Source organism: Streptomyces sp. NPDC051315 (assembly GCF_044455165.1).
GTDB lineage: Bacteria > Actinomycetota > Actinomycetes > Streptomycetales > Streptomycetaceae > Streptomyces.
The window spans coordinates 53569-69242 of the sequence record NZ_JBITEN010000005.1; the positions used below are offsets into that span (position 1 = coordinate 53569).

14 protein-coding genes are annotated in these 15674 nt (G+C 73.7%); 10 read left to right on the top strand and 4 right to left on the bottom strand.

The features are described from left to right. The first annotated feature begins 30 nt into the window (after positions 1-30). From ACIBBD_RS11585 to ACIBBD_RS11605, 5 genes are all read left to right on the top strand, one after another. Entirely contained in the window at positions 31-780 is a 750-nt protein-coding gene (locus ACIBBD_RS11585; protein WP_399419143.1) for a (2Fe-2S)-binding protein, read from the top strand. Positions 781-817: 37 nt separating this feature from the next. Then, positions 818-2008: a glycogen synthase gene (glgA, locus tag ACIBBD_RS11590; RefSeq protein ID WP_399419144.1), complete on the top strand. Its 1191-nt coding sequence runs from the start codon at positions 818-820 to the stop codon at positions 2006-2008. Positions 2009-2058: 50 nt separating this feature from the next. Next, a complete protein-coding gene (gene glgC, locus ACIBBD_RS11595) occupies positions 2059-3279 on the top strand; it encodes a glucose-1-phosphate adenylyltransferase (RefSeq protein ID WP_399419145.1) in 1221 nt (406 codons plus the stop codon). Between the two features lie 452 nt (positions 3280-3731). Continuing rightward, the gene (locus ACIBBD_RS11600; RefSeq protein ID WP_399419146.1) at positions 3732-5054 is read left to right on the top strand and encodes a wax ester/triacylglycerol synthase family O-acyltransferase; all 1323 of its coding nucleotides are present in this window, start codon (positions 3732-3734) and stop codon (positions 5052-5054) included. A 103-nt stretch (positions 5055-5157) separates the two neighbouring features. After that, positions 5158-6663: an SDR family NAD(P)-dependent oxidoreductase gene (locus ACIBBD_RS11605; protein WP_399419147.1), complete on the top strand. Its 1506-nt coding sequence runs from the start codon at positions 5158-5160 to the stop codon at positions 6661-6663. A gap of 118 nt (positions 6664-6781) precedes the next feature. Here ACIBBD_RS11605 and ACIBBD_RS11610 read toward each other — a convergent pair whose 3' ends face one another. Further along, positions 6782-7231, bottom strand: coding sequence for a hypothetical protein (locus tag ACIBBD_RS11610; RefSeq protein ID WP_399419148.1), 450 nt, complete (start codon positions 7229-7231; stop codon positions 6782-6784). 458 nt (positions 7232-7689) lie between these two features. Between ACIBBD_RS11610 and ACIBBD_RS11615 the strand changes: the two genes are divergently transcribed. Further along, a complete protein-coding gene (locus ACIBBD_RS11615; protein ID WP_107483793.1) occupies positions 7690-7863 on the top strand; it encodes a hypothetical protein in 174 nt (57 codons plus the stop codon). Between the two features lie 26 nt (positions 7864-7889). Here the strand turns inward: ACIBBD_RS11615 and ACIBBD_RS11620 are convergent, their stop codons facing one another. Together ACIBBD_RS11620 and ACIBBD_RS11625 are read right to left on the bottom strand one after the other, a co-directional pair. After that, a complete protein-coding gene (locus ACIBBD_RS11620; protein ID WP_399419149.1) occupies positions 7890-9284 on the bottom strand; it encodes an amidase in 1395 nt (464 codons plus the stop codon). A gap of 97 nt (positions 9285-9381) precedes the next feature. Beyond that, on the bottom strand, positions 9382-10089 hold the full coding sequence (locus ACIBBD_RS11625) for a FadR/GntR family transcriptional regulator (protein WP_399419479.1): 708 nt from the start codon (positions 10087-10089) through the stop codon (positions 9382-9384). 146 nt (positions 10090-10235) lie between these two features. Between ACIBBD_RS11625 and ACIBBD_RS11630 the strand changes: the two genes are divergently transcribed. The 4 genes from ACIBBD_RS11630 (at position 10236) to ACIBBD_RS11645 (ending at position 14308) form a co-directional block, all read left to right on the top strand. Next, a complete protein-coding gene (locus tag ACIBBD_RS11630) occupies positions 10236-11579 on the top strand; it encodes an L-fuconate dehydratase (RefSeq protein ID WP_399419150.1) in 1344 nt (447 codons plus the stop codon). Next, the gene (locus ACIBBD_RS11635; protein ID WP_399419151.1) at positions 11576-12334 is read left to right on the top strand and encodes an SDR family NAD(P)-dependent oxidoreductase; all 759 of its coding nucleotides are present in this window, start codon (positions 11576-11578) and stop codon (positions 12332-12334) included. Before ACIBBD_RS11630 ends, ACIBBD_RS11635 begins: the two co-directional genes overlap by 4 nt. Continuing rightward, positions 12331-13323, top strand: a complete 993-nt coding sequence (locus tag ACIBBD_RS11640) for an aldo/keto reductase (RefSeq protein WP_399419152.1) — start codon at positions 12331-12333, stop codon at positions 13321-13323. Before ACIBBD_RS11635 ends, ACIBBD_RS11640 begins: the two co-directional genes overlap by 4 nt. Positions 13324-13429: 106 nt before the next feature. After that, entirely contained in the window at positions 13430-14308 is an 879-nt protein-coding gene (locus ACIBBD_RS11645; protein ID WP_399419153.1) for an amidohydrolase family protein, read from the top strand. On the opposite strand, the gene ACIBBD_RS11650 is transcribed toward ACIBBD_RS11645, so the two are convergent. Continuing rightward, positions 14251-15672: a lipase maturation factor family protein gene (locus ACIBBD_RS11650; protein ID WP_399419154.1), complete on the bottom strand. Its 1422-nt coding sequence runs from the start codon at positions 15670-15672 to the stop codon at positions 14251-14253. The two genes, ACIBBD_RS11645 and ACIBBD_RS11650, sit on opposite strands and share 58 nt — an antisense overlap. Positions 15673-15674: the final 2 nt, after the last annotated feature.

Below are 15674 nucleotides of genomic sequence, written 5' to 3' on the forward strand. Positions count from 1 at the left end.
CTCGTGCCGCCCTTGGTACTACTGCCCCTCGTGGACCTCGACCCCGAACTCGCCGCCCTCCGCCCGCTCGGCGGCTTCTTCGCCCTGCGCACCGCGCCACCCGCGGCACGGGAAGCGCCGCCGTCCCTGCCGACGCTCGCGGAGGCCTACGGGGACGCCTCGCCGGACGGCGACGGACATCCCCTGACCCTGCGGGTGCGGAAGGTCGCCCTCGCGCTGCGCGCGCCCGAGACACGGATCGCCGCCTCCGTGGCCCAGCAGGGCCTCGCGGCCCGCCTGTGGTCGGTGGCGCTCGGCTGCGCCGCCCTGTACGGCAGCCTGCCCGACCTGGATCCGCGGCTGCTGCGCTGGGATCCGCGGGGCAGTGCCCCGGACGACCTGTGGCTGACGGAGGTCCACGCCCGGCCCGGGGACGCGGCCACCCTGACCGACGCCGTGCTCCACGCCCACCTCGAACCCCTGGCCGAGGCCCTGCGCAGCCGCCACTCCGTCGCCCCGGGGCTCCTGCGCGGCAACGCCGCCTCGGCGCTGGCCGGAGCGGCCCGGCAACTGGACCGGTGGGCACGCGGCCACGGCCGTACGGACGTCTCCGCGCGCTGTGGTGCCCTCACCGCGCAGATCCTCGCCCACCCCCTGCTCGCCGCCACCGGCACCCTCACCGGCACCGCCTTCCGCCGCCGCAGCTGCTGTCTGTACTACCGGGTGCCGGGCGCAGGGGTGTGCGGCGACTGCTGCTTCGCGCGACCCCCGCGCTCTTCCCCGCGCGCCCCGTCTGGGTGACCATGGGGGGACAGGCGACGAGAACTGGGGGTTCCGGGTGCGAGTGGGACTGCTGACCCGGGAGTATCCCCCGGACGTGTACGGCGGCGCGGGTGTCCATGTCGAGTTCCTCGCCCGCGAGTTGCGCGCGCTGGTCGATCTCGAGGTGCACTGCTGGGGCGAGGTCTCCTCGGCGGACCGGGCGGCCGGCGTGCTGCGCCACCGCCCCTGGTCCGCGCTCGACGGCGCCAACGACGCCCTGCGCACCTTCTCCGTCGACCTGGCCATGGCCGCCGCCCTCGAGGGCCGCGAACTGGTCCACTCCCACACCTGGTACGCCAACCTCGCCGGCCACCTCGCCAAGGAGCTGTACGGCGTCCCGCACGTGCTGACCGCCCACTCGCTGGAGCCCCTGCGCCCCTGGAAGGCCGAGCAACTCGGCGGCGGATACGCCCTGTCGGGCTGGGCCGAGCAAACCGCCGTCGAGGCCGCCGACGCGGTGATCGCGGTCTCCGGCGCGATGCGCGACGACATCCTCGCCTGCTATCCGGCGCTGGACGCGGACCGGGTCCACGTCGTGCACAACGGCATCGACACCGCCCTGTACCGGCCCGACCACGGCACCGACGCCCTCGCCCGCGTGGGCCTCGACCCGTCCCGCCCGTACGTGCTGTTCGTCGGCCGCATCACGCGCCAGAAGGGCGTCCCCCATCTGCTGCGCGCCGTCCGGGACATCGACCCGGCGGCCCAGGTCGTGCTGTGCGCGGGCGCACCCGACACCCCCGAGATCGACCGGGAGTTCCGCGAGCTGTTCGAGCAGGTGAGCCGGGCCCGGGACGGGGTGCACTGGATCCCGCGGATGCTGCCGCGTCCGGAGGTCATCCAACTCCTCACCCACGCGGCCGTGTTCGTCTGCCCCTCGGTGTACGAGCCGCTCGGCATCGTCAACCTGGAGGCGATGGCCTGCGGCACGCCCGTGGTGGCGTCCCGGGTCGGCGGCATCCCCGAGGTCGTCGAGGACGGGGTGACCGGCCTGCTGGTGCCGGTGGGGCAGGAGGGCGAAGGGGGCGACGGGGGCGCGGAGTTCGAGGCGGCACTCGCCCGGGCGCTGGACAGCGTCCTCGGCGACCCGGAGACCGCCCGCCGCATGGGAGAGGCCGGACGGGACCGGGCGGTGGGGGAGTTCGGCTGGGACGCGGTGGCCCGGCGCACGGTCCGGCTGTACGAGGAGATCGTCAAACAGGCGTAGGTCGCCCCGCGCGGGGAAATCATGGTTCAACCAGGATGAGGGGAGCGGCCATGCGTCGTGGTGGGCCTTCGGTCCTCGGGATCGTGCTGGCGGGCGGCGAGGGCAAACGTCTGATGCCCCTCACGGCGGACCGCGCCAAACCCGCGGTCACCTTCGGCGGCACCTACCGTCTCGTCGACTTCGTGCTGTCCAACCTCGTCAACGCCGACATCCTGCGCATCTGCGTCCTGACGCAGTACAAGTCGCACTCGCTGGACCGGCACATCACCACCACCTGGCGGATGTCCAGTCTGCTCGGCAACTACGTCACCCCGGTCCCCGCCCAGCAGCGGCTCGGCCCGCGCTGGTTCCTCGGCAGCGCCGACGCCATCCTGCAGTCGCTGAACCTGATCCACGACGAGCAACCCGAGTACGTCGCCGTGTTCGGCGCCGACCACGTCTACCGCATGGACCCGCGCCAGATGCTCACCCAGCACATCGACAGCGGGGCGGGCGTGACGGTGGCCGGCATACGGGTGCAGCGCACCGAGTCCTCGTCCTTCGGCGTGATCACCCCGGGCTCGGACGGGCAGACCGTGGAGCGCTTCCTGGAGAAGCCCGCCGACCCGCCCGGCCTCGCGGACGACCCGGAGTGCGTGTTCGCCTCGATGGGCAACTACATCTTCACCACCAAGGCCCTCGTCGAGGCGCTGCAGCGCGACGCCGAGGACGAGAGCTCCGTGCACGACATGGGCGGCTCGATCCTGCCCCAGCTCACCCAGCGCGGCGAGGCCGCACTGTACGACTTCAGCGACAACCACGTGCCCGGCGAGACCGTCCGCGACCAGGGGTACTGGCGGGACGTCGGCACGCTCGACGCGTACTACGACGCCCACATGGACCTGATCGCCGAGCGCCCCGCCTTCAATCTCTACAACCGCAGCTGGCCCATCTACACCCACTCCAACCAGCTCTCCCCGGCCCGCTTCAACGCGGGAGGCATCGCGGGGGAGTCGATCATCAGCGCGGGCTGCCTCATCCGCGGGCAGGTCACCCGGTCCGTGCTGTCACCGGGGGTGGTGGTCGACCCGGGAGCCGTCGTCCAGGGCTCGATCCTGCACGACAACGTCCACATCGGGCGGGGTGCGGTGGTGCGCGGGGCGATCCTGGACAAGAACGTCGAGGTCCCGCCCGGCGCCACGATCGGTGTGAACCCGGAGCGGGACGCGGAGCTGTACTCCGTGTCGAAGGGCGGAGTGATCGCCCTCGGGAAGGGCCAGCGGGTGCCGTAGTCCGCGGCGTGACGGGTCGGCGGGCGTCACGGGTCGTGCGCCGAGGCCGCGCTCGAACAGGTCAAGGGCCGTGGAGGTCGCCGAGGCCGCCCCCGAACAGCCCGGCCTCGCCCCCGCCGTCCGGCAGGCGCGTTGGGCCGACGGGTGAGGGCCGACGGGTGGCATGAGTCGGCAGGCGCGACGGGCGGCAGGCGTCGTGGGCCAGCAGGCGTCGTGAGGCGCAGCCGTCAGGTGCGGCCGGAGCACGGCCCGGGTGGACGTCGCGTCGCGGACGCCCCGCCAAGGTCTTCGCCCACACCGGCTGCGGCCGCGTTCGATCGGGCTTTCCCCTGTCGATGGTGTTTTCGACATACTTAATCGACAGTTAACTGTGTGTAGCCTGATCGTACTTGACCGTAATCGCTCGGAGGGATTGACTGCTGTCTCACCCGTCGTCGACGCGAGGCAAGCCCGTGACTCCTGATGATCTGCTGGCCCCTCTCGACCTGGCGTTCTGGAACATCGAGTCCCCCGAACACCCGATGCACCTCGGCGCACTCGGCGTCTTCTCGGCGCTCTCGCCCACCGCGGGTGCCCACGCGGCCGACCTGCTCGCCGCCCGGGCGGCCGGCGTCCCCGGACTGCGCATGCGGATCCGGGACGTGTGGCAGCCCCCGGTCTTCGGCGGCGCGGTGCGCGAGCCCGACCCGGACTTCGATCCCCTGCGCCACGTCCGGCTGCACCCGCCTGCCGCCGACTTCCAGGCCGAGGCCGGCCGGCTCATGGAGCGCCCCCTGGAGCGGGGCCGCCCGCCGTGGGAGGCGCACGTGCTGCCGGCGCGGGAGGGCGGCCGCTTCGCCGTCCTGTTCAAGTTCCACCACGCCCTCGCCGACGGCCTGCGCGCGCTGACACTCGCCGCGGCCGTCCTGGACCCGATGGACCTGCCCGCGCCCCGGCCCCGGCCGGCCGAGCCGGCCCGCCCTCTCCTGCCGGACGTGCGCAGACTCCCCGAGCTGCTGCGCGGCGCCCTGTCCGACGTGGGCCGCGCCCTCGACATCGGCGCCTCCGTCGCCGTCCACACCCTCGCCCGGCAGTCGACCGCCGCGCTCACCGCCGGACCCACCGGCACGAGGCGCACCGCCGGCGTGGTCCTCGACCTCGACGACGTGCACCGCGTCCGCAAGGTCGTCGGCGGCACCGTCAACGACGTCCTGATCGCGGTCGTGGCCGGCGCCCTGCGCCGCTGGCTCGACGAGCGCGGCGACGGCAGCGACGGCGTGGCGCCCCGCGCGCTCATCCCCGTCTCCAAGCGCCGCCCGCGCACCGCGCACCCGCAGGGCAACCGGCTCTCCGGGTACCTCATGCGGCTTCCCGTCGACGACCCGGACCCGCTCGGCCGGCTCGCCGCGGTCCGTACCGCCATGGACCGCAACAAGGACGCCGGGCCCGGCCGGGGCGCGGGCGCCGTGGCCCTGCTCGCCGATCACGTCCCCGCCCTCGGTCACCGCCTCGGCGGACCGCTGGTCAGCCAGGCGGCCCGGCTCTGGTTCGACATCCTGGTCACCAGCGTGCCGCTGCCCGGCGTCGGCCTGAAACTCGGCGGGAATCCGCTCGGCGAGGTCTACCCGTACGCCCCGCTCGCCCGCGGCCAGTCCCTGGCGGTGGCGATCTCGACCTACCGCGGGCACGTCCACTTCGGTCTGGTCGCCGACGCCGAGGCGGTCCCCGACCTCGACCGGTTCGCCCGGGCGCTGTCCGAGGAGGTGGAGACGCTCATCACGGCCTGCGGCTCTTGACCTGCGCGGGTTTGGAGGTGTGGCCCGGCGCTCCGTAGACTTCCCCGTTCGAAAGCGGGCGCGGTCGGAGCGCCGCACGGGTGAGCAGGGAAACGGCAGCGCCATGACGGTGACAGAGGACGGCTCGGCAATCACGGACGAAGCCGTGGACGAGGTCGTGTACGGGCCCGGGATCGACCCGGAGCGGCTCGCCGTCTGCCTGAGCGTGCTGGAGGAACTCGACAAGCTGGAGGTCGACCACCCGGACGCGATCGCCGTGCGCCGGGCCACCGCCGGCATCTACCGCACGGTCAAGCAGCGCCGCCGCCAGGAGCGGCGGGCCGCGAAGACCGCCCACGACAGGGCGGTCACCGAGGCCACCGCGACCGGCTCCGCCCAGCGCATCGACGACGAGACCGAGGGCCTCCTGCCGTCGTCGGCCACCGAGGAAGGCAGGATCGCGGGGATACTCCAGCGTCCGCGCTCGTGCTACACCTGCAAGGCCCGGTACGTCGAGGTCGACTACTTCTACCACCAGCTGTGTCCGGACTGCGCCCGCCTGAACCGCGGCAAGCGGGACGCCCGCGCCGACCTGACCGGCAAGCGCGCGCTGCTCACCGGCGGCCGCGCCAAGATCGGCATGTACATCGCGCTGCGGCTGCTGCGCGACGGCGCGCACACGACGATCACCACGCGCTTCCCGAAGGACGCCATCCGCCGCTTCAAGGCCATGGACGACTCGGCCGACTGGTTGCACCGCCTGGAGGTCGTCGGCATCGACCTGCGCGACCCGGCACAGGCCGTGGCCCTCGCCGACCAGGTCGCCGGGGCCGGCCCGCTCGACATCCTCATCAACAACGCGACGCAGACCGTTCGCCGCCTGCCCACCGCCTACGCCGCCCTGGTCGAGGGGGAGAGCGCCCCGCTGCCCGCCGGGGAACTGCCCGCCCACCACGTGATCGGCGCCTTCAACTCCGGCGCCGTCGACGGGCTGGCCGCGCTGCCCGTCGGCACCAGCGGCCTGGACGCGCAGAAGGTCGCCGATCTCGCCCTGGTCGCGGGCAACGCCAGCGTCGCCCGGCACCTCGACGGCACCGCCATCGACGCCGGTGGCCTGGTCCCCGACGTCGTCGAGACCAACACATGGGTGCAGACCATCGAGCAGATCTCCCCGGTGGAGCTGCTCGAGACCCAGCTGTGCAACTACACGGCGCCGTTCATCCTGATCAGCAAGCTCCGTCCGGCCATGGCCGACGCCGCCAGCAAGGCGACGAGCGGGCGCGCGTACGTCGTGAACGTCTCGGCGATGGAGGGCGTCTTCGGCCGCGGCTACAAGGGCGCGGGCCACCCGAACACCAACGCCGCCAAGGCCGCGATGAACATGGTCACGCGGACCAGCGCCCAGGAGATGTTCCAGACCGACGGCATCCTCATGACCTCCGTCGACACCGGCTGGATCACCGACGAGCGCCCGCACTTCGACAAGCTGCGCCTCGCCGAGGAGGGCTTCCACGCCCCGCTCGACCTGGTCGACGGCGCGGCCCGCGTCTACGACCCCGTCGTGCGCGGCGAGGCCGGCGAGGACCTGTACGGCGTCTTCCTGAAGGACTACGCGCCCGGCAAGTGGTAGTGCGCGAGCGGCCGTTGGCGGTGTCCGGCGGCCGCTCCACGCGGTGCCCCCGACGGCTGCCTCCCCGGCGTGGGCGGCCCTTCGAAGAGGCAACCGTTCCCCGGTCGCCGGGCAGGCGTCAGTCGACGGCCCCCAGCCGCGCGTGGTACGCCGCCACCAACTCCAGCACCGTCCGCCAGTCCTCCAGCACGCCCGCGTCGAACCCGGGGACCCACCCGTCCTCGTCCGCCTGCCGCAGACTGAGCAGGTCGTCGTCGTAGGTCGGTCCTTGCCAGGGGTGCCGCCGCAGCAGCCGCGCCACCCGCTCACCGAGCAAGGGCCGTACGGCGCCTGCCGCGCGCTCGGCCCGGCCGGCGGCGTCGGCGGGCCACAGCAGCCGGCCGATGGGGTGGACCAGGCCCGTGATCTGGAGTTCCTTGTCGGCGGGGCGACTTCGGCGCAGCAGCGCGGCGGTCTGCAGCGCGTGGTCGTGCAGGTCGACGCCCTGCGCGCCGTGCCCCGGCGCGTCCCGCACGCCCCGCCCCGCGTGCAGCAGGTCCATCAGCTCCTCGACGCCGCGCAGCTCCATGCGCCAGTCCTCCCGCGAGACGGCCGTAGCGGTACGTCAGCAGATCATGGCGACCTTGCGACCGGGCCAACGCCATCTGAACTGCGCGACGACACGGCGGTGGAGAGCGCCGCCGTAGTCCGTCCGGGTGAACCTCGAAGGGTGCACGGACGGGCGAAAGGGTTCAATTCACGTGCGGGGACATGTGGGTGACTCGCCATGGTTACCCCAAATTTTCAGCGCTATCGAGCGGCCCCCCGCTCATTTGGTTAGTCTGTAGGGGACGGACAGCAGAACGGAGTGCCACCACACCCACGGTCCGTCATGGGACAAGCCGGTTCACAACGGCCTGGTCTCCTCGGAGTTACCGGCGCCACCGCGTCCGAACTGCTTTCAGACAGACCCCAGGACGTGTCGAGCGCCGGACCCCGGACTGACCGGCACGCCCCGAGGGTGACCCGACACAAAAGGAGTGCGCGGTGACACCGGAGAAGACGAATCGCGAACAGCGCCCCAAGGAACGCACGGAGCGCGCGGGCCACCGGCCCGGGGACATCGGCAGCCTCGACGTGTGGGCCCGCTCGGCCCCCATCCGCCTGGCCGGCTACGAGGACGACCTCGCCGAGCCCCACATCCTGCCCAGCGTGGACTGATCCCGGGCGGGACCCCTCGCGATCGCCTACCGCATGGGCGTGCGCACCACGCCCATGCGGGACGCCTGCCGCTCCTCCCCAGCGAGCGGCGCCGTCCGTCGCCACGGACGCAGCTCCTCCAACTGCTCCGCCACCCGCAGCAGTTGCCCCTCCGACCCCGGCAGTCCCACCAACTGCACCGCGGTGGGCGCCCCCGACGGCAGCGTCCCGAACGGGACCACCGCCGCCGGCCAGCCGGTCACGTTCCACGCTGGTGTCAGCGGCGAGTGGTGCGAGTTCACCAGCACATTGCTCAGCCAGCCCCGCTCGTGCCACGGCGCAGCCTTCGGCGAGCGCCGCGCGAGCGCCGGGGTGAGCAGCACGTCGTACTCCGCGAAGAACGGCTCCAGCCGACGGCGCAGGTCGTCGCGCGCGGTGCCGCCGCGGACCCCGTTCAGGAACCGCCGGCCGAGTGCGGCGTGCACCCGGGTGCGCCGGACGAGCCGCCGCGCGTCCAGGGCCCGGGCGTCCACGGCCGTGCCCGCCGTCCAGTGCGCCAGCGCGGTGACACCCAGCGACAGCGGATACGGCGGCTCGGCCCGCCGCACCAGGTGTCCCGCCCGCACCAGCACCGCGGCCGCCTCGCGCGCCGCACCCACGTACGGCTTGCTCACCGTGACGCCGGGCAGGGGGCTGCGCAGGGAGGCGGCGATGCGGTGACTGCCCGGCTCGTCCGGTCGTGCGGCCGGGGTGCCGGCCAGGACCGACAGCATCAGGCGGGCGTCCTCGACCGTCGTCGCCAGCGGGCCGTTCTCGGACATGCCGAACCAGTCGCCCTCGCCGATCCCCGCGGGAACCACCCCGCGGCCCGGCTTGATGGTGACCAGACCGCAGTTGGCCGCCGGGATGCGCAGCGAGCCCATGCCGTCGTTGCCGAGGGCGATCGGTACCATCCCGGCGGCGACCGCGGCCGCGCTGCCGCCGGACGAGCCGCCCGCCGTGCGCGAGGCGTCCCACGGGTTGCGGGCGGTGCCGTGCACGCCCTCGGTGGTGCCGAAGACACACAGCTCCGGCACGTTGGTCAGCCCCACGACCACGGCGCCGGCCGCCCGGAGCCGGGCCACCGTGACGTGATCGGCCGCGGCGGGCGTGTCCGGGGTCGCGGCCGATCCGACGCGCATGGACTCGCCACGCACCGCGAGGTTGTCCTTGACGGCCACCGGTACCCCGGCCAGGGGCAGGCCGGCCAGGTCCGCCCGGGCGCCCACCTCGTCCGCCTCGGCGAGCGCCGCCCGCGCCCGCACCGTACGGAACGCCCCCACCCGGCCGTCCAGCTGTTCGATCCGCGCCAGATGTCCGGCCACCACCTCGCGGGGGGTGACCCGCTTCTCTCGTACGGCGGCTGCCACGGCGGCGGCGGTCCGGCCGACCCACTCGGTCACAGGGGCTCCTCGTCCACGGGTGCTACTCGCGAGTACGTGGGGAGAACTGTGCCGCGCCGGGAGCTCCGCGTCGAGAGGTGGTCCGGACGGGGCCCGGTCAGAGGTCGGGCTGAGCCCGCAGCCACTCCTCCACGGCGCCCACGTGCGCGGCCGCCGCCGCCCGGGCCGCCTCCGGATCGCGGGCGGCCAGGGCGCGGTGGATCGCGGCGTGCTCGCGGCGGGTGCGGGCGAAGGCCCCCTCCTCCCGGTGGCCGCGCCAGACGCGGGCGCGGAAGGTGCGTGAGGACAGGCCCTCCAGGATCGCCGCCATCGTCTCGTTGCCGGCGGCCGCCGCGATCTCCCGGTGGAAGGCCAGGTCGTGGGCGAGGATCTCCTCCGGGTCGTCCGTGGCGTCCATCGCCCGCACGTGGCCCTCGACGACGGCCAGTCGCTCCGGTGTGATGCGGGCGGCGGCCAGCGCGGTCGCCGTCGACTCCAGGACGCGCCGCACCTCCAGGAGCTCGACCAGGCGCGGCCCGCGCGAGAGGTCGGCCACCACCCCGAACGTCTCCAGCAGGTCGCCGGCCTGGAGCTGTGTCACGTAGATGCCGGAACCGTGCCGGGCCTCCAGGACACCCAGCACGGTGAGCGCCCGGATCGCCTCCCGCATCGAGCTGCGGGAGATGCCCAGCTGCGCCGCGAGGTCACGCTCGGTCGGCAGCCGCTGACCCGGCTCCAGCAGCCCCTCGGCGATCATCACCTTGATCCGCTCGATCGCGCGCTGCGTCACCGTCCCCCTCGGGGCGGCGGGCCCGCTCGGCGGCATCTCGTCGGCCTGGTCCACGTCACGTCTCCTGTCACCGGTGCGCCGCAGTCTAGCCACCGCAGTGGTCGGACCACTCAGGTCCACGAGGCGGTATTTACCTGTCACAGGGGTGTCAGAGGCAGCAAGTGGTCTGATAAATATGCGGCATGGCGTCCCCGACCCCCGCCCGCGTCACCGCGGTCGACACCCATGACATCCGCTTCCCCACCTCGCGCGAGCTCGACGGCTCCGACGCGATGAACCCGGACCCCGACTACTCGGCGGCCTACGTCGTGCTGCGCACCGACGCGCCCGACGGCCACGAGGGCCACGGGTTCACCTTCACCATCGGCCGGGGCAACGAGGTGCAGGTCGCCGCGATCGAGGCGCTGCGCGAGCACGTCGTCGGCCGGTCCGTCGACGAGCTCTGCGCCGACCCGGGCACGCTCAGCCGCGACCTCGTCGGCGACAGCCAGCTGCGGTGGCTGGGACCCGAGAAGGGCGTGATGCACATGGCGATCGGCGCGGTCGTCAACGCCGCCTGGGACCTCGCCGCCAAACGGGCCGGCAAGCCCCTGTGGCGGCTGCTCGCCGACGCCGACCCCGCATGGCTGGTCCGCCAGATCGACTTCCGCTACCTCACCGACGCCCTCACCCCCGACGAGGCACTCGACCTGCTGCACCGGGGCAGGCAGGGCGCCGCCGAGCGCGCCGCGCGCCTGCTGTCCCGGGGCTACCCCGCCTACACGACCTCCGCCGGCTGGCTCGGCTACGACGACGAGAAGCTGACCCGCCTCGCCGCCGAGGCCGTCGCCGACGGCTTCCGGCAGATCAAGCTCAAGGTCGGCGCGGACCTCGACGACGACGTACGGCGCTGCCGCGTCGCCCGTGCCGTGGTCGGCCCGGACGTCCGCATCGCGGTCGACGCCAACCAGCGCTGGGACGTCGACGAGGCGATCCGCTGGACCCGCGCCCTCGCCGTGTTCGACCCCTACTGGATCGAGGAGCCCACCAGCCCCGACGACATCCTCGGGCACGCGGCCGTCCGCGAGGCGGTCGCCCCGGTCAAGGTGGCCACCGGCGAGCACGTCCACAACCGCGTCGTCTTCAAGCAGCTCCTCCAGGCCGGCGCCCTCGACGTCCTCCAGCTCGACGCGGCCCGCGTCGGCGGCGTCAACGAGAACCTCGCGATCCTGCTGCTGGCGGCCAAGTTCGGCGTCCCCGTGTGCCCGCACGCGGGCGGCGTCGGCCTGTGCGAACTCGTCCAGCACCTGTCGATGTTCGACTACGTCGCCCTGACCGGCACCACCGAGGACCGCGTGATCGAGTACGTCGACCATCTGCACGACCACTTCCTCGACCCGGTGGTGATCAGGGACGGTCACTACACGGCACCCACCGCGCCGGGCTTCTCGGCCGCCATGCGGCCCGAGTCGATCGCGCGGTACACGTACCCCGGCGGCGCCTTCTGGGCCGCCGACCTCGAGAACCGGAAGGAGCCGGCGACGTGAGCGACTTCGAGGGACTCAGAGCCCTGGTGACGGGCGGTGCCTCCGGCATCGGCCGGGCCACCGCCGAGCTGTTGGCCGGGCGCGGCGCCACGGTCGCCGTCCTCGACCTCGACCCGTCGGGCGTCGACGAGCCGCTGCTCGGCTACCGGGCCGACGTCACCGACGACACCTCCGTCCGCGCGGCCGTGGCGGCGGCCGTCGCCGACCTCGGCGGACTGGACGTGCTCGTCAACAACGCGGGCGTCGGCGCCCAGGGCACCGTCGAGGACAACGACGACGCCGAGTGGCACCACGTCCTCGACGTCAACGTCGTCGGCATGGTCCGTACGGCCCGCGCCGCCCTGCCCCACCTGCGCCGTTCCGCGCACGCGGCGATCGTCAACACCTGCTCCGTCGCCGCCACCGCCGGGCTGCCGCAGCGCGCGCTCTACAGCGCCACCAAGGGCGCCGTGTACGCGCTGACCCTCGCCATGGCCGCCGACCACGTCCGCGAGGGCATCCGCGTCAACTGCGTCAACCCGGGCACCGCCGACACGCCGTGGATCGGACGGCTGCTCGACGCCGCCGACGACCCGGCCGCCGAACGCGCCGCCCTGGAGGCCCGCCAGCCCACCGGCCGGCTGGTCGACGCCGCCGAGGTCGCGGGCGCCATCGCCCATCTGGCGAGCCCGCTGTCCGGTGCCACCACCGGCACCTCCCTCGCCGTCGACGGCGGCATGCAGGGCCTGCGCCTGCGCCCGGCGGCCGACCGGTGAACACCCTCGGCCGCAGCGGCGTCCAGGTCACCGGCCTCGGTCTCGGCGCCGCCGGCATCGCCAACCTGTACACCGAGGTCGACGAGGAGCAGGCCCACGAGGCCGTGGCCGCCGCCTGGCGGCAGGGCATGCGCTACTTCGACACCGCACCCCACTACGGCCTCGGCCTGTCCGAACGGCGCCTCGGCGCGGCCCTGCGCGAGCACCCCCGCGCCGACTACACGGTCTCGACCAAGGTGGGCCGCCGCCTGGAACCCTCGGCGGACGGAGGCGACGACCTCGCCCACGGCTTCGCCGTCCCCGCCACCCACCGCCGCGTCTGGGACTTCACCGCCGACGGCATCCGCCGCACCCTCGACGCCGCGCTGGACCGCCTCGGCCTCGACCGGGTCGACGTCGTCTACCTCCACGACCCCGACGACCACGCCGAACAGGCCTTCCGCGAGGGCTACCCGGCCCTGGAGGAGCTCCGCGCGCAGGGCGTGGTCGGGGCGATCGGCGCCGGCATGAACCAGGCGGAGATGCTCACCCGTTTCGTCCGCGACACGGACGTCGACGTGGTGCTGTGCGCCGGCCGCTACACGCTCCTCGACCAGAGCGCCCTCACCAAACTGCTGCCCGCCGCCGAGGAACGGGGCGTCTCGGTGGTGATCGGCGGCGCGTTCAACTCCGGTCTGCTGGCGGACCCGAAACCGACGGCCACCTACGACTACGCGCGGGCACCGGGGGAGCTGATCGAGCGCGCCCTGCGTCTCCGGGCCGTCGCCGAACGGCACGGCACCACCCTGCGCGCCGCCGCCCTGGCCTTCTGCGCCGCCCACCCGGCCGTGGCGAGCGTCCTCGTCGGCGCCCGCTCGGCGGCCGAGGCCGACGACTGCGCCGAGCAGTTCCGGGCGCCCGTCCCCGCTGCCCTCTGGCAGGAGCTGCGGGAGACCGGCCTCCTGCCGCCCGACGCGCCGGTCCCCGACGCGCAGCCGGAGGAGCGCTGATGAGGACCGCCCCGCACACCGGGGTCCGCGCCGACCCGATCGCCGAGTACCGGGCCGCCCACCGCGAGGCCGGCGACGTCGGCCCGCCCGTCGTACCGGAGCCGCCGTGACCGTCGACGCGCACCACCACGTCTGGGACCTCTCCGTCCGCGACCAGGACTGGATCGACGACGACAGCCCGCTGCGGCGGACCTTCACCCTCGCCGACCTCGCACCCGAGGCCCGCGCCGCCGGCGTCGACCGCACCGTCCTGGTCCAGACGGTCACGGTGGCCGAGGAGACCCCCGAGCTGCTCGCCCTCGCGGCCGGGCACGAGCTCGTCGCGGGCGTCGTCGGCTGGACCGACCTGACCCGCCCGGACGTCGCCGAGGAACTCGCCCGGCTGCGCTCACTCCCCGGCGGCCGGTACCTCAAGGGCATCCGCCACCAGGTCCAGTCCGAACCCGACCCGCGGTGGCTGCTGCGCCCGGACGTGCACCGGGGCCTCGCCGCCGTCGCCGACGCGGGCCTCGTCCACGACCTGGTCGTCCTGCCCCACCAGCTGCCCGCCTGCGTCCGGGCGGCCGCCGACCATCCCGGCCTCACCTTCGTCCTCGACCACCTCGGCAAACCCCCCATCGCCTCCGGCGCCCGCGAACCGTGGGCCTCGGACCTGCGCGCCCTCGCCGCGCTGCCCAACACGGTCGCCAAGCTCTCCGGCCTGGTCACCGAGTCCGGCCCCGCCGCTCCGGCCCCCGACGACCTGCGCCCGTACGCCGGCATCGCCCTGGAGGCCTTCGGCCCGCACCGCCTGATGTTCGGCTCCGACTGGCCGGTGTGCACCCTCGTCTCCTCGTACGGCGAAGTCGTCACCGTGGCGGAGGAGCTGACCGCGGAGCTCGGCGAGGCGGAGCGGGCCGACGTCTTCGAGGGCACCGCCACGCGCGTCTACGACCTCTGCACCGCCGTCGACAGCCGGGTCGGCGGCAGATACTCGCGCACATAGGTCCGCTCCCAGCACGCGCCCGTCTCCCGCAGCTCCCGCCAGCTCGTGTACCGGTAGCGGAAGAGGCGGGCGCGGACGAAGCGCGGCGGCTCGTCCGGTGGGAAGGGGGAGCGGCGCAGCAGCCGGAGCGTGGCGCGGTCGTTCTCCAGCAGCCGCTCCACCAGCGCGCCGAACCAGGCGCCGGCGTACGCGGGGGAGAGCGCGGCGAACCACATCATCCAGTCCAGCCGCAGGTGGTAGGGGGCGAACTGGCGCGGCCAGTGCCGCGGGTCGCCCGGCTTGCCCCTGAACTCGTACTCCCGCCAGTCGGAGTCCTCGCGCGGCACGTCGTCGAGCGTGCCCTCGACCACCACCTCGTAGCGGATCCGGCTCACGCTGCCGAACGCGCCGTAGGTGTTGACCAGGTGGAGGGGGTCGAAGGAGCGGTTCATGACCTGGCCGCGGGAGAGCATGTTGAGGACCGGGCGGTGGCTGAGGAACAGCAGGAAAGCGGCCACGGCGAGGACCACCACCACGTACCAGAGCGGGGCGCCGGGCGCGGACGGCGGGTCGGCGGGCAGGGCCAGCGCGGGCACGGCCAGCACGATGGTGATCCAGTTCAGCCAGGAGAAGTTGCCGGACAGCACCAGCCACAGCTGCGTGAGGATCATCAGGGACGCGGCCGCCGTCGCCACGGGCTGCGGGGCGAACAGCAGGAACGGAACGACCAGCTGGGTGACGTGGTTGGCGGCCACCTCCACCCGGTGCACCGGCCTGGGCAGGTGGTGGAAGAACCAGCTCAGCGGGCCGGGCATCGGCTGGGTCTCGTGGTGGTGGTCCAGGCACGTCAGCTTCCGCCAGCAGGGATCGCCCCGCATCTTGATCAGACCCGCGCCGAACTCGACGCGGAACAGGATCCAGCGCAGCAGGAACAGCACGACGATCGGCGGGGCCACCTCGTCGTTGCCGAGGAACACCGCGAGGAAGCCCGTCTCCAGCAGCAGGGACTCCCAGCCGAACCCGTACCAGGTCTGGCCGACGTTGACGATGGACAGGTACAGCGCCCACGGCACCAGCCACAGCAGCATCGCGCCCCACAGCGGCAGACACCCGTCCAGCCCCGCCAGCAGCGCCACCGACACCGCGCAGCCCGACCACGCGCAGAGCGCGAAGAAGCGGTCCGAGTAGTGCCAGTGGAACAGGCTCGGCGCCCGCCGGAACGGCACCCGGGCGGTGAAACGCGGCACCGGCAGCATCCCCCGCTCACCCATCAGCGCACGGAACTGCAGGGCCGCCGTCAGGAACGCGACCAGGTACACGCCGGCCAGTCCCCGCTGGAAGACCTGCCGGCTCAGCCAGTACTCGGGTGCGGTGAACCAGTCCACAG

Coding starts and splice junctions, on each gene's coding strand:
- ACIBBD_RS11605 (WP_399419147.1), top strand. CDS start 5,158: ATGACGGTGACAGAGGACGGCTCGGCAATCACGGACGAAGCCGTGGAC.
- ACIBBD_RS11610 (WP_399419148.1), bottom strand. CDS start 7,231: ATGGAGCTGCGCGGCGTCGAGGAGCTGATGGACCTGCTGCACGCGGGG.
- ACIBBD_RS11625 (WP_399419479.1), bottom strand. CDS start 10,089: ATGCCGCCGAGCGGGCCCGCCGCCCCGAGGGGGACGGTGACGCAGCGC.
- glgC (WP_399419145.1), top strand. CDS start 2,059: ATGCGTCGTGGTGGGCCTTCGGTCCTCGGGATCGTGCTGGCGGGCGGC.
- ACIBBD_RS11630 (WP_399419150.1), top strand. CDS start 10,236: ATGGCGTCCCCGACCCCCGCCCGCGTCACCGCGGTCGACACCCATGAC.